Here is a 14,228-nt window from a genome sequence, read left to right as displayed (position 1 = left end):
AAGACATGCCGAAGTACATCGCAAAACAATCCATCGGGCATTTTATGCCAGGTGATGAAATCAAAGGGCTTGAAGATAAACAACTTCAGGCCCTTTTAGCATCTGGAGCTATTGAAGAAGAAAAAGCTGCAGAACAACCTAAGGCTGATGGTACCGCTGCACGTTTAGCTGAACTTGAAAAGGAAAATGCTGAACAAGCAGGAACTATCAAGCTCATGACTGAAGAGAAAGCGAAGTCTGATCAGGAAAAAGATGGGCTTGAAACGAAAGTTGCTGAACTTGAAAAGGCTTTAGCTACATCCGAAGCCGCTTTAAAGAAAGCCACCACCGAAGCCAAGAAAGCTACTGCTGATAAGTAGGGTGATCCATGTACGCGACTCGAAATGACTTAGAGGCGCGTTTTGGTGAAGGTGAGCTTCAACAATTGGAATCAATGCAAACTGTAGGCAATTCGATTGAAGAAGCCTTACAGGATGCATCTGAGGAAATTGACAGCTATATCGCTGTTCGATATGTCCTGCCTTTGCCAAATACGCCCAGTACGTTGAAACGGATTGCGTGCAACATTGCGCGCTACCGGCTTTATTTTCAGCAGCCAATTGAGGAGGTTGAAAACCGCTATAAGGCGGAAATTGACTTCTTGAAACGGGTTGCTGATGGTAAAGCAACATTGAATATCCTAAACCCTCAAAATGAAGTCACAGAAGAGAAGCCCGCAAGAACACCAGCCACAATGCCAATCGGGACTACATATCGTGGCGGTGTTTTTGGTGACGATATCTTAAATATGATGCCTAGCATCAAGTGAGGCTGATATGTCAGGCGTAGCAATTACGATTGAAGCGGATGGCGAATCTGCTGTGATGCAAGCTCTGGAGCGCTTATCTAGTTTTGATCAAGGAAAGCTGAAGCTCTTTAATGCGATAGGTCAATCGGTTGTATCGAATATTCGCTCTCGATGGATAAATGGTGAGGGGCTTGAAGGTAAATGGCGTTTGTCAGGTCGAGTTTTGCGTGAAGGTGGTACCACCATGCGTGATACTTCCAGAGCTATCAACTCCATGACCTATAACGCACTACCAAATAGTGTGGAGATTGGAACGGATGTTGAGTACGCGGCTATTCACCACTTCGGTGGCGAAATTAAGTATGAAGCACGCATGCGTCGTACCTACTTTCGGCAGGATCTGCGTACAGGTTTGGTGGGTAATAAATTTGTACGCTAGGCTCGATCTAACTTCATGCAGGAAACCCAAGGGAAAGCGTACAAAGTAAACATGCCTCGTCGTCCATTCTTGGGATTGACTGAAACAGATGAGCAGGAAGTATTGGATTTAATTGTGGAGCATTTGACAGATGAGTAATGAAGATAACTTCTTTGCTGTACGTGGTGAGATAGCTGAAAAGCTAACTGAAATTGCAGATTTTAAAAAGATTTACACACCAGCCAACTCTGCAAAAATTACGGAACTTTCTCAGGTTACACCAAACGCCCAAATCTATTACCGCCGCATTCGTAAATCTGATGAAGCTGTGCGATCGTCAGTAAATATGCTTACTCAGCAGTGGGAGGTTACGATTTGCGAACGTCATGCAGCATCACAACTCAATGATGGGTCTGCGGTACTGGATCGAGTGGGTTTGCTGACGATTAAAGCTTTAAAACTTTTATCAGGCTGGCAACCTGCATCCAGTAAGCGCCCTTTAGAAATGGTGGCGGTTGAAGAGGACTATTCACCAACGTGTGTGTACATCACATTGGTGTTTGAATCAAAAATGTTTGTTTAGGAAATCATATGCAGAAGCAATACAAAGCCCGGCAATCTGTCGGGCGATTTCATTCAGGGGATATCGTCGGCGGTTTAAGCGAATCTCAAATTCAAGATTTATTACAGCGCGGTGTAATTGAGTTGGCTGAGCCTGCCTCAAAACAGAAGCCTGCACCAGCCAAAAAAGAAGAGGTGAAAACCGATGGCGAATAAACCAGATTTAATCTCGCTCCAAGGTGAGTTGTTTTTAGCAAAAATGATTAATGGCCAGCCTGCTGCACTATTATCGATTGGCAACACGCCAGAGCTACAGCTTCAGATTACTTCTGAATCAACAGATCACTATGAATCTAAAACAGGTCTGCGTGCAAAGGATGCAGTACTGCGTAAGCAAACCGGTGTATCGGTTAGCGGAACTTTGGAAGAGGTCACCAAAGAAAACCTAGCTATGGTACTCAGTGGTAAAACACTAGAAATCCCAGAAGCAACAATTCCTGAAACAACATTAGGTGCAGTTAAAGCTGGTGAAATGATTGATCTAGGGATCCGCAACTTGTCCGATGTGGCTTTTAAGGGGCCCGCAGATGCAGCAATTACTGCAGATAAATATACCCTAGACGCCGTGTTTGGAACGGTAATCTTTAATGAGCCTATTACTGATGTGAAGTGGTCTGGCAAAGCTGGAGCTATTACGCGCACAACGATCGCCACTAATCTAGGCGAAGAATATCGTTTCTTCTTTAAAGGGGTCGATACATACCAAGGCGATAAAGTTGCAGTGACACTTTGGCGTCTAGAGCTCTCTCCTGAAACGGAATTTGACTTAATTCATGAAGACTTTGCGAGTTATAGCTTTGAAGGTGAATGTCTTGCAGACATCACTAAAGCGAACGATGCTGAATTAAGTATTTTTGGTCACATTGAGCGCTTCTCTGTAGCAGCATAAACCCATTAGGCACAAAGAGCCTTAGGCGCATTAGCGTCTTTTTTTGTGCCTATTTTTTTGAGATTCCATCATGAATGAATTCTTTGTGGCCTCAAACCGATCTGTCAGTATTGGTGAGCTATCGGTGCACCAGCTGCAAATGCACAATTTTGATGAGTGGTTGGGTGTAGGGCGGGTTATTAAAGACTATTTGGATAATCACCCAGATGAGACCGTACAAAAGATCTTTGATGAACATCCTTTTGAATCGACACAGTTGATCGCTTATTCTCTAAAATGCAGTAGTGAGCAGGCTGTAGATTTATTTAAGCGAGAGAGCAAGCTCAATATCCTATTGCTTGATGCTGCGATAAAAGTGAATGAAGCTTTCTTTAGAGAACCCAAGCCGAAGAAAAAACACAAGCGTTCACGAAATACTAAACAACCAAAACAGCCTAGTTGGTTTGAGACCTTTCAATATCTAACAAAAGCAGGGCATCGCAACGACGACATCATGCAGATGAGTTATGGGGCTTTTATTGGTTATCTAGAGGCAGCTCAGAAACAACGATCACAAAGCTTACTCACTAACACAAACCTAATGCGTGCTGCTCAGCATGCCAAGGATAAAGCTTATGCCAAATTGACCGACGAACTAAAGTCAAATGACGATTGAGTTGTGATGTGAAATTGATCACGTTATTATCTCCAAATGCTTTATAAACTTGGATAAATAATGAAAAAATTACTGGCTGGCTTGTTATTAGTCACATCATTTTCGGTCATAGCTGCTGAAACTCGCAGTTTCCGTGTAGGCGGTGATATTGTTCAAGTTGGCGATTCGGTTGGTTCATTGGTAATTAAAGCGGGAAAGCCTATTCACCAACAATCTTATACAGTTGATACTGGCAACAATACTACAATCTCAGTGACAGATTACATTTATGAAGTTGGAAACGAGATTTATACCGTAACCGTTCGTGAAGGTCGCATATCTAAAATTACTTGGGAACGTCGCTGAGGATTAGAAATGAAATACGGATTGATTGGGGTTATTGTTATTATTGTTGGTCTTTTTTATTTTATGCACAAAAGCAACAAGGAAGATGCTGCAAGGGTTGCAGCAAGCGGTCAAGCCTACACAGAGCAACAGAATAAAACAGTCAAGGTTGTTGAGCTACAGAAGAGTCTACCCGACTTAAGGGAGTCGGATGCCCTTAAATTAATTGAATCACCTAAGATGAGCCCCGAGGATGTAAGCTTCTATACTGGTTTAAGTGCAAAATGGAATGACGCTCTGAAAGTTGCTGGAGCTACACCAAGGATTGATCTATCTAGCCCAGTTCAGGAACTGCAGAAATTGAAAAGGGATCTCGATGCGCGCCAACCAAAAACAGTTTGTGAGGACATGATGAGAAGTAACTTATTAAATTCCTATAACTACACAATAGATGGTTTTTTGGAGTTTATGAAACAAAATGAGACTGAGTCTGGTGTAAACACAAGGCTTAGCTCTTCATCTATGAGTGATGCAACTTTTCTCCTGGACTACTGTAAGCCATCATAAACTGTAAGCTAAAAGCACCTTGTGGTGCTTTTTTATCGAGGTAAAATTAATGAGCAATCCTAAAATTGATATGAATGCTATTGAGAACTACACATCCGAGTCGTACCCTCAGTTATTTAAGCAGGTTGGCGCACAAAGCTTAGTTGAAATACAAAAACATGATATGGATTCAGCCAAGCTTGTCTCACAACTCCCTGAGTGTGATTTAGTTGAGTATGTCGGACACTCAAACACGAAAAGCAATTACCCAGATCAAATAGCATCATTTATTGATTGTAAAAATGGTAAGCGATTTTATGTTGTGAATCGAATAGTTCAAAAATGATTTAAATAAGCACTTCAAGCCCACCTATTGGTGGGTTTTTTAATGCCTGAAATTTGAGGTCGCCATGTCTGGTAAAAATTTAACTTTCAAATTAATCATGGATGGCGATAGTAAAGGCCTTGTTGCCGCAGCTAAACAATCCAAAGATGTTAGTAAAAAACTATTTGAAACCATTGGAAGTGAAGCTGAAAGATTAAAGCAAACAAGCGCTGAAACCGCAAAAGAGATTGGTAAAATCATACCAACAGACCTGCCAAAAAAAGCTGAACAAGTAAAAGGTGAGTTGGGCGAACTTGGTAGTGAGCTACAGGATGTTGCAAATACTGCCAAAAATACTGGTGCAGAAATTGGAAACATCATTCCAAAAAATGCCAGTGAACGCGCAGCAACTTTAATTAAATCGCTTAATGAAACAACCGAGATTATTAAGAGCACTGGTACAAGTGTTGTAGGTGCTTCAGATAGTTTTGAGAAGTTTGGTGTCGACTCTGTACGATCGTTAAATCTTCTTAAGGCAAACCTTGCTACTGCAAAAACTAAACTAGATGAATTCTCAAAAACTAATGCCGCGCCAGAGAATATTGTTAAAGCACAGCAACAAATTGATGCTTTGGAAAAAGAGGTGCAGCAGGCAGATTTAGCATTTGGTGCTTTTAAATCCGAACTAAGCCTAATTACTCCAGAAGTAGCCAAACTAGACACAGAGCTTGGTAAAACGAATGCAGAACTTCAGAAAAATGAGACATTTGCCAAGCAAGCAAGTGGTGAAATTCAGGGTTTAAAAACTGGATACACGGCACTAACGAGTGCGATGGCTGCGTTAGGTATTGGCGCATCTGCAACTGAAATTTCTCGAACTGCGGATGAGTTCAAAGTTTTAGAAGCAAGGATTGGGCTCGTTACATCTAAAAGTGGTAATTTTACCCAAGCTTTTGAGGGTGTTAAAAAGATTGCGATTGAAACAAGATCCAATCTTACAGCTACAGCTGAATTATTTACTCGAGTAAAAACTGCAACCGATCAGCTTGGATATTCGCAAGAACGGGCATTAAATTTAACGGATTTGGTTAACAAGTCATTAATTGTAGGTGGTGGTTTAGCAGCTTCAAACGAAGCAGCAATTTATCAATTTAACCAAGCTTTGCAGTCCGGTGTTCTTCGTGGCGAGGAATTCAATAGCGTCATGGAACAAGCTCCAAGGCTAGCCAGAGCTCTTGCAGATGGCTTGGGTGTGAATATTGGTAAGTTGCGTGAAATGGCCAACACGGGACAGCTTACATCGAGTGTCATTGTTAAGGCATTAGAAAGTCAATCTAAAGCACTAAATGATGAGTTTTCTAAAATGCCTATTACTATTGGGCAGTCGATTGAAAATCTCAAAACAGCTTGGACTTTGTATATCGGGGAGGTAGATGCTGCTACCGGGGCAAGCACAAAAGTAGCTGAAGCAATCAAATTTGTAGCTGAGAACCTCGAAGTTTTAGTTTCAACTCTCACAACAGTGGCTCAAGCGTATGTTGCCTATAAAGCACTTGGTATTGCAGCAAGCTTTCTAGAAAAAGCAAATGCTGTGAAAATTGCGCAAGCCGCTATTGCCACAGAAACAGCGTCCATCGTTACAAACACCCAAGCACAGTTAGTAAATACCCGAGCAACTCAGATAGCAATTGTTGCAAAAAATCAACTCACAGCCGCTACAAATGCATGCAATACAGCGAATGTAGCGGCATCGGGGGTTATTGGAAGAGTATCGACTGCTGCAAATGGTTTAAAGGGGAGTATTGCAGGGGTTCTATCTCGATTTGGTGCATATGGAGCAGCAGCAGCGGGGGTTATTTTAGCTAGTGATTTAATTGTTGATGGATTTAAGAAAACAGATGAGTGGCTATTAAAGCAAGGGTCTGATTTCATTGATTGGGCTGTATCTAGATATACTGGTACTAAGTCTTTAGTAGATCAAGAAAAGGAATTTATTGCAGCTGAAGAGGCTTCACGTAAGAAGCAGGAGGAGGTTGCGGCCGCAAAAGCAAAAAATGCCGAACGCACTGAAATGCTTAAAAATGCCTCTCTTGGTCTTAACGAGGCATCCAAAGCAACAGTTGTGGAATTTGAGAAACTTGTCAAGGAAGGTGCCAAGGTTTCAGATGTTTTGGGGCAAATTGCAAAATCTTTTAATTTTAGTGCCACTACAGGAATTAATGATGGGCTCACCGCTTTACTGGCGCTTCAGACTCAAGGTAAAGCCACCGCAGAAGAGATTAGAAAAGCCCTAACGGGTATACTTTCTGATGAGGATCTAATTAAGTTTCAAGGTCGTTTAGCAGCTATCTCAGTCAATATTGATAAGCAACTTGAGGCAACTAATGCCAAGATTAAAGCTAAGCAACTTGAACTAGATGCATGGAAGAAAGCTAATCAGGATATGGAATATCAGGCTTGGATCAAGGAGGTCGGTAAGTTTCAGGGTGATATCAGCAAGCTACAGGCCGAAGCAACCGCCCTGAATGTTCAATACGCCAATTCAGTAAAGTCTGCCGCCATGGTCCAGGGCGCCGTGCTTGATGAAGCGATCCGTCGTACTGGTTTGAGCTATGAGGAATTACAAGGTAAATCCACCAAGGCATTTGAGAAAGCATCTAGTGATGTGAGTATTGTTGCTAATAATATGGATGAGCTGAAGAATAAAGGGGTAGATGTTGGTCGCGCTTTAGATGCAAGTATTTCAAATGCAATCAATACAGCCACCAATCAGCAAGAATTAGATGCGCTAAAACTTAAGATTGAAGGCTTGCGCGGAGTACTTGGAAGTAAAGTGGCTGATGGATTGTTGCAACAAGCAGGGCAGCAGCTAATTGATGTCAAAAATAAAGCTGATGAGGCTCGATCTGGAATCAACTCCACTGCTGAGGCCTTTTCACTTTTTGGCATGAAAACTCCTGAGCAGCTTAAAGGTGTTGCTGAGCAGTACAAACAAGCCTTTACTGAAATGAAGAATAGTGGTCAAGCCACACTTCACCAGCAGCAAGAAGCTTTCAAGCAATATGCCGAAAAAGCCATTGCAGCAAATAAAGGTATTGCGGATAGCACTATTACAACACAAGCCTATATGCTTGATCTTGATGTTCAGGTTGATTCTACTGGCAAAGCCACAGTCACTAAACTGGGTGAGATCCAGCAAGCCGCTGTTGCTACTCAACGTACTGTGAGTCAGGTAGGTCAAAGCTCAGTAACATCTTCAACTCAACCTGAAGTAAGTGCTGAACAACAAGCCACAAACGATCATTGGGATGACTTCAAGTCCAAGATGAAAGCGCGTACTGATGCAATGAATGCGAAATCACAAGCACGTGGTACAGGTGGTGGTGTTGGATCGTTATTGTCTGGTAATAGCCAATTGGCTCAGCAAATCCCTGTTGCCCCCGAGGCTCCAATGATTGCAAGCTCATTTGATATAGAGGGGATTGAAACTATGCAGCCAACTGAAAAGAAAATTCTAGAGATTCAATCTGGAGGCAAGTCAGCCGAACTACAGGGCACGCCAGAAGCGGTGGATAGTGTTGAAGAGATGCTTCAAAAATTTGAGACGCTTAAGCGGAGCATGTAATGAAACTTATACGAAAACTGACATCAGAAACCGTCCCACTTGAGGACGGTTTTTTATGGACAGATGAATTTGATTGGAAGCCAGTTGAGCAAAAGCAAGAGCGTTCAATTAGTGGTGCTTTGATTATTCAAGAAGGCAAAAAACTTTCAGGTCGACCAATCACTTTAGTTCCACCTTCATCGGGTCAAGGTTGGATTAAGCGAAAGCATCTACGGACCATTTTGGAATGGTCAGCATTAGGCGAGCAATTCACGATTGAATTTGAATACCTTCATGATCAACGCCGCTTTAATGTGATTTTCAATCATGAAGCGGGTGCGATTGAAGCTAAGCCTGTTAAGGAATTTCCAACCGTTTCCGAGGACGACTATTACGTGGTCACCATGCGTTTTACAGAGGTAAGCGATGACAATTGAAACTCATAATTTAAAGCTCCTTGAGTCAGAACGCATTCGTACAGATGCTGAAGATGGCGGGGGAAAATACTCAGGCCGTGAAATTGTCGACGGTCAAAGCAATAACCTGTTCAATGATATTTCTGAGATGGACCGCACTACCGGTCGTACTTCTATTCAAAAGATATATGCTGCAGTCGATACAGCAGATACCGATGCATTGATGGGTGCGACAGTATTTATCTCTCAAAATGCACAAGATCCGAATGTCTCCGCCGTGTTATTCAGTACCGATAGCTGGACGGACGAGCGTAAGGAAGCGCAGAACCGTATTGAAAACTATAATGCCAAAGGTGCACAGATTGCCGGCACACCACTCGATACACATTGGAAAGGCATGAAGTCACTACAAGTGGCCATGTTTCCCCAAGAGTCTGAAACATCGATCGGTAAGTCAATTGTATTGATCTCGAATGAAGGCAAAGACTTAGAAATTGAGCAATACCTGCGGATCACTGAAGTGTCTACACGTACAGCATTTATGGTTGTTGATCAAAAGCAAGTGGAATATAAGATTGCCACTTATGGCCTGAGTGATGCGTTAAAAGCCGATTTTGTGGGGCTATCTGCGAAGCAATGGTATAGCGGTGAAAAGAGTACCACCATTATTCGTGACACCATTGTAGCGGATACGGGTAAGTATTACTCCAGTGCCAATCTCAAAGAAGCTGCACAAGTCGGTGATTATTCGGTGGTTGCGGAGGATGTTTATACGCAGCTGGTTCCCTCTGCACAGACTGAAACCCCTATGGTGAATATCAATGCTGCAGGTGACTCTGTGGCGTTTGTTAAAGCTAAAGATGGGGTTCTGTCCAAGACTTTTAACAATGTCACGATCAATACTGTGTCGAGCTTATATCTCGGCTCATCGGTCATGCCGAAATCGGTAGAGTTCACATTATTTGGCTCCGCGATCACCGATGTCGGCGGTTAACTTAAAAATGCCGCCGGTACATCCATTGGCACCATCAACTATCAAAACGGCTCTATAGCTTGGAATGCAAGCGCGGGGACAGGTACCACCAACCTCACGATTAACTTTATGCCGGCGGCAGCCGTAACAGCACCTGTTGAATCTGAACTGATCTATGTTAATCAAGAGAACATCGGTTTTAACTGGATCCGTAACTTGGTTCCGTTGCCATCACCGGGCAGTTTGCAAGTCTCATACTTGGTACAGAATCAGGTCTACACGCTTCGAGACAATGGTGCAGGGCAATTACGCGGTGCTGATTCTTCCTTTGGCTCAGGCAGTATTGATTACGACACGGGTACCATGGCACTCACGACAGGTGAACTCGCCGATGTCGGCAGTGCGATCCTGATGACGTGGAGCAATATGATCACGGCTCAGGAGCGTTCAGGATTAACCATCAATCAAGCCTATGTCGAAATCCCTGTAAATGATTCGATTGTGGCAGGTACCTTAACCGTTGACTGGTTATTGAATGGGCTCACCAAGTCTGCAACCGATAACGGCCAAGGGCAATTTACAGGTGATGCTACAGGTACGATTGATTATGCAGATGGTGTAGCGAAGTTGATGCCGACCTTATTACCCAATGGCGGTACCACGTTTAATGTATCAGGTCAGAAAGGGACTAAGTCTTCAATTCAAGTGACTGCGGTACCCAGCAGCGGTGCGATCTCAATTGAATTGGACAATGGATCTGCTGCGTTGATCCCCAAGTCTGTGAAAGTCCGTGTACCTGTCAAGTATATGAGCTACTTAGGTGAGGTTGAGCTGCGCGATATGCCGATTGATGCCATCACAGGGCGTTTAATCAATGGTGCAGGCCAGCAACAAGGCACCATCAATTATGCATCTCGGACCATGAGTATCACCCCAAGCACCACACTTGAAGCGATCGAACGCGAGAAGATTATGCAGCCGTTTTATGGCAAATATAATACCGATCAAGAAGCGATTGCTGCAGGCATGTTAGGGATGACCATTAAGTATGAAAATACCAGTGAGACGCATACTCTAAGCCTGAATGAAGTAGCAACTGCGGTGACGGTGAGTGTCTCGTATCGTGATAGTTCAGCGGCTCAGTCGTGGTCGGATACCATCATTGGCTCTGTGCTTAAAACGGATTTAACCGAAGGTTTTGCTGAGCAGATTCTTGCAGGTTCGGTTCGCTTTACCTTAGCCAGCTCAACCTATGTCGATAAACTAGGATCGCTGTATCGTAACCCATCAATAACTACGGGTGCGGGAACGGTAGCTGGCCAGATCCATTATGGAAATGGAGCCGTAGAGTTATCCGCTTGGGATGTAGGTGGGGCGAATAATCCAGACTTGGAGACTTTGGTGACGCAACTGGAAAGCGTGCAAACCAACCAAGTGTCATACCGTGCACCAATGATCCCGATCCGGGCACAGTCCTTAACCTTATCAGCAACCAAGGTGGAGGGCGGGGTATTAAATATCACGCCTGATGGTTCGGGTACGATCGATACAGCAGAGTGCGATGGCTTCTTTAACTTTGATCAAGGCTATGGCCAGTTTGTTTTTCGTCAAAAGATTGAAGTGACTTCTGCTAACCGTGCTGAAATTATGGCACAGGATTGGTATGTAGCAGAGCTGGAATACACCAAAGACGCCAAGCAGTGGATTCACAAGCCCATTATGGTCTTGCCTGAAACCATCAAATACAGTGCAGTCGGTTATAGCTATATCCCGATTGATGCAGAGTTGCTTGGATTGTCTGCAGTGCGTTTGCCGATTGATGGCCGAGTCCCGATTTTTAGATCAGGAGAGATTGGGATTGTGAGTGCAAGTAAGTCGCAGGAATTACCTGATTATATTTCTGGCCAGACCTACCCATTGAATGATGCACGGATCTCCTGGTGTGAACTTGAAGATGCCGATGGCATTAAAATTCCATTTGATATGTATGTGGTTGATTATGACTACGGTAAAGTGACTTTGAATGGTGATTTTGCCTTGGGTAATTTGACTGGACCACTTGCTGCCAAGTACCGCTATCAGGACATGGGTTTAGTGCGTGATGTCAAAATCAATGGCCAAGTGACCTTCACTAAGCCTCTGACGCACAACTATGATCCAGCGCATACCATTGTCGGTTCAGCACTGGTGATTGGTGATATGCGAGCTCGCTATACACGTAAGTTTGTACAGTCGACGTGGGATAGCATTTGGAAGGATGAGGCGGTGGGTGCAGCGATCTCAGCGAATTACAACGACACCCTGTATCCGATTGCTGTCACTAATAAGGGCAACATGCAAGAACGTTGGGCGATTGTTTTTACAGGTAATACTTCATTTCGAATCATTGGTGAAACTTCTGGCCAGATTGGAACGGGCGTGACGACGGATGATTGCTCCCCCATGAATCCAGACACCAATGCGCCTTACTTCACCATCAAAAAAGAAGGTTGGGGCAATGGCTGGGCGAGTGGCAACGTACTGCGTTTCAATACCGTTGCAGCCAATCATCCGATCTGGGTAATTCGTACAGTCAAGCAATCGGAACCTACCGTATTGTCTGATTCATTCCAAATCATGCTACGCGGTGATATTGACCGCATTATTCAAAGTTTAGCTGCTTAACTTTTAATTCAAATATGACTGCTTCGGCGGTCTTTTTTATGGGTAAAACATAATGGCAATGAAGCAAACACAGACCAAGCTTTTTGATTTTGCAGATGTAGGCTTGGACTTTTGTTCAGGTTCTAAAAACCTGTTTCCTGATCGCTTTAAGAAAATGCTGTCACAAGGCTATAACGAACAGACTGTAGCTAGCGTTTCCGTATCAGGGAATCAAGTGACGCTGAATTATGGTGTAACACATGGCTATACAGCTGATCGCGTGTTAAAGGTGAACTCTGGGATATTAGCTGCGATTAATGGTGGAGAGTTTTGGATTGATGTTGTTACAGCAAATTCAGTCACTTTGACCATTGATAATGCACCGACATCAATTACTGGTGGGTTTACGACCAAGATTGCTTCACTGGGCTATTCATTGGTTTATGAACAAGGCAATGTGCATGTTTATAAATTTAAAGCCTTGGATGAGTCCGATCTATTCTTACGGTTATGTTTCCAAAACCAGTTGGGGCGAAGAAACTGTATTTCACCATGTATAGGAAAGTCATTCGATTTAGCTACAGGTTTTATTACAGACACGTTATCACTTTCAGAAACTAGGCAAGTTACAACACCACACAATGGTTTTAAATGGGAATTTGGTTATCCTACAGGAGCTACTTTTGATAACTACACTTATGCGCAAGGCTATAGTCAATTTGGTAAGGGTATAATTATCGGGAGTTTGTACCATTTTCTATCTTTGCATAATGCTTTAAATACAAATGGTATCGGTCGGATATGTGGGTTTTTGCCAGCATCTACGTTAAATTATAACCAGATTAATTATCCAATGTTGGTTGGTGAATCTTTTTCTGTAACTTCAGATTTATATTCTTATCAATTAAATCAAGCTCAAGCCTATCTTGGTAATATTCGTGTGATTTTACATAATATATCCAATAATAATCAATTGATTACGTTTCCATATGCCCCGCAATCATTTTTACCTTCATCCATTGATTCATTTAATACAACGACAGCATCCAATATTCAAATCTATGAATACACAACAAGGCAAATTCTTGGTGTGGCTTATGGAATGTATATATGCAATTACGATAGTGTAAATTATCCTCCAGCTACTCACAGCACATCGCCATCATTTACATATGACATTGATCTTACATCATTGACTTTCATGCATTATATGTCAGCTGGTTACGTTGGGACTGGTTCTACACATTTTGCTGTACCCATTGAGGAGATTAAAATTGCTTAAGATTTTAAGAGTTTTTAGTGGAGGGTATCAGCCAGATAACATCAAACTACAGGATATGGGTTATTTAAAAATTAGAATAAACAAATCATTAATTACACCTATTGGAACTAATCAGGGCTTTGGAGTGATCAAGGGAACAACAAAAAAGCTCGGTCAAAACTACTCACCTGTGCCTGTATGTTGTTTTAAGCGAAGTACTCGGCAGTTGCTTTGGGAAACAGTTTCAAAGCCAGATGGCACTTATTCGTTTCGGAATATTGCGGTGGGACTGGAGTGCTTTGTGGTGGCCTTTGATCCTAATGGACAATATAACGCAGTCATCTCAGATAAATTGGTGGCCAAATGATTCAACCCTCCTTAAAAGCCAGTCTTGCACAACTCCAAGCACTGGCCACATACCTCGATCAAGGAAGCGCAAATGCTTCCTTTATTTTTTATGATGATACGAAACCCGCCTCGGTCTCAGTGGCAGCGAACAATGCCGCAAAACTGGTGATCCTGACTTTACCAAAGCCATGCATAAAGACGATGCATGCTGACCGAATGGAGCTCAATCAAACTGATGCTGCAACAGTAACGAAAGCGGGTATTGCAACTTGGGCACGATTACTCAATGGTGCCGGTGAAGCTGTTGCTGACTTTACCGTGGGTACGGATATAGAGCTGGCCAATCCTGAATTGGTTTTAGGCAGCACCTTAATGATGAACTCATTGATCCTCAAACCATCTACATAAAAGAGGTGGA

16 protein-coding genes and 1 pseudogene are annotated in these 14,228 nt (G+C 43.0%); all 17 read left to right on the top strand.

Annotation, left to right across the window (positions count from 1 at the left end):
- Window positions 1–5: 5 nt before the first annotated feature.
- The 17 genes and pseudogenes from WH214_RS14595 to WH214_RS14520 all read left to right on the top strand — a co-directional run bounded on the left by WH214_RS14595 (window position 6) and on the right by WH214_RS14520 (window position 14,218).
- The gene (locus WH214_RS14595; RefSeq protein ID WP_339422648.1) at window positions 6–359 is read left to right on the top strand and encodes a hypothetical protein; all 354 of its coding nucleotides are present in this window, start codon (window positions 6–8) and stop codon (window positions 357–359) included.
- Between the two features lie 8 nt (window positions 360–367).
- Window positions 368–808 carry a gp436 family protein gene (locus tag WH214_RS14590; protein ID WP_159151735.1) on the top strand — a complete coding sequence of 147 codons (441 nt, stop codon included), beginning with the start codon at window positions 368–370 and terminating at the stop codon, window positions 806–808.
- A 7-nt stretch (window positions 809–815) separates the two neighbouring features.
- A pseudogene (locus WH214_RS14585) lies at window positions 816–1,364 on the top strand (phage virion morphogenesis protein).
- Window positions 1,357–1,788 (top strand): phage tail terminator protein, encoded by a 432-nt coding sequence (locus WH214_RS14580; RefSeq protein WP_339422650.1) that lies wholly within the window; start codon window positions 1,357–1,359, stop codon window positions 1,786–1,788. Before WH214_RS14585 ends, WH214_RS14580 begins: the two are co-directional and overlap by 8 nt.
- A gap of 8 nt (window positions 1,789–1,796) precedes the next feature.
- A complete protein-coding gene (locus tag WH214_RS14575; RefSeq protein WP_195728968.1) occupies window positions 1,797–1,982 on the top strand; it encodes a hypothetical protein in 186 nt (61 codons plus the stop codon).
- Window positions 1,972–2,715: a phage tail tube protein gene (locus WH214_RS14570; RefSeq protein ID WP_339422651.1), complete on the top strand. Its 744-nt coding sequence runs from the start codon at window positions 1,972–1,974 to the stop codon at window positions 2,713–2,715. The genes WH214_RS14575 and WH214_RS14570 overlap by 11 nt, the downstream gene beginning before the upstream one ends.
- A gap of 70 nt (window positions 2,716–2,785) precedes the next feature.
- Window positions 2,786–3,370, top strand: coding sequence for a hypothetical protein (locus WH214_RS14565; protein ID WP_339422652.1), 585 nt, complete (start codon window positions 2,786–2,788; stop codon window positions 3,368–3,370).
- Between the two features lie 60 nt (window positions 3,371–3,430).
- Window positions 3,431–3,715, top strand: a complete 285-nt coding sequence (locus tag WH214_RS14560; protein ID WP_339422653.1) for a hypothetical protein — start codon at window positions 3,431–3,433, stop codon at window positions 3,713–3,715.
- Window positions 3,716–3,724: 9 nt separating this feature from the next.
- Window positions 3,725–4,261 (top strand): hypothetical protein, encoded by a 537-nt coding sequence (locus WH214_RS14555; protein WP_159151728.1) that lies wholly within the window; start codon window positions 3,725–3,727, stop codon window positions 4,259–4,261.
- Window positions 4,262–4,310: 49 nt separating this feature from the next.
- The gene (locus WH214_RS14550; RefSeq protein ID WP_339422654.1) at window positions 4,311–4,586 is read left to right on the top strand and encodes a hypothetical protein; all 276 of its coding nucleotides are present in this window, start codon (window positions 4,311–4,313) and stop codon (window positions 4,584–4,586) included.
- A gap of 64 nt (window positions 4,587–4,650) precedes the next feature.
- Entirely contained in the window at window positions 4,651–8,190 is a 3,540-nt protein-coding gene (locus WH214_RS14545; RefSeq protein ID WP_339422655.1) for a tape measure protein, read from the top strand.
- On the top strand, window positions 8,190–8,606 hold the full coding sequence (locus tag WH214_RS14540; RefSeq protein WP_339422656.1) for a hypothetical protein: 417 nt from the start codon (window positions 8,190–8,192) through the stop codon (window positions 8,604–8,606). The genes WH214_RS14545 and WH214_RS14540 overlap by 1 nt, the downstream gene beginning before the upstream one ends.
- The gene (locus WH214_RS17005) at window positions 8,596–9,579 is read left to right on the top strand and encodes a hypothetical protein (RefSeq protein ID WP_445206373.1); all 984 of its coding nucleotides are present in this window, start codon (window positions 8,596–8,598) and stop codon (window positions 9,577–9,579) included. The genes WH214_RS14540 and WH214_RS17005 overlap by 11 nt, the downstream gene beginning before the upstream one ends.
- A 108-nt stretch (window positions 9,580–9,687) precedes the next feature.
- Window positions 9,688–12,222, top strand: coding sequence for a hypothetical protein (locus tag WH214_RS14535; RefSeq protein ID WP_445206372.1), 2,535 nt, complete (start codon window positions 9,688–9,690; stop codon window positions 12,220–12,222).
- Window positions 12,223–12,274: 52 nt separating this feature from the next.
- On the top strand, window positions 12,275–13,483 hold the full coding sequence (locus tag WH214_RS14530; RefSeq protein WP_339422658.1) for a hypothetical protein: 1,209 nt from the start codon (window positions 12,275–12,277) through the stop codon (window positions 13,481–13,483).
- Window positions 13,476–13,829: a carboxypeptidase regulatory-like domain-containing protein gene (locus tag WH214_RS14525; protein WP_339422659.1), complete on the top strand. Its 354-nt coding sequence runs from the start codon at window positions 13,476–13,478 to the stop codon at window positions 13,827–13,829. The genes WH214_RS14530 and WH214_RS14525 overlap by 8 nt, the downstream gene beginning before the upstream one ends.
- Window positions 13,826–14,218, top strand: a complete 393-nt coding sequence (locus tag WH214_RS14520) for a hypothetical protein (RefSeq protein WP_339422660.1) — start codon at window positions 13,826–13,828, stop codon at window positions 14,216–14,218. Before WH214_RS14525 ends, WH214_RS14520 begins: the two co-directional genes overlap by 4 nt.
- The last annotated feature ends 10 nt before the right edge of the window (window positions 14,219–14,228 follow it).

The sequence above is a fragment of the Acinetobacter sp. MYb191 genome (assembly GCF_037572605.1).
Classification (GTDB): Bacteria; Pseudomonadota; Gammaproteobacteria; order Pseudomonadales; family Moraxellaceae; genus Acinetobacter; species Acinetobacter johnsonii.
Note: the sequence above shows the minus strand (reverse complement) of the source record. Positions and strands in the feature narration are given on the sequence as shown.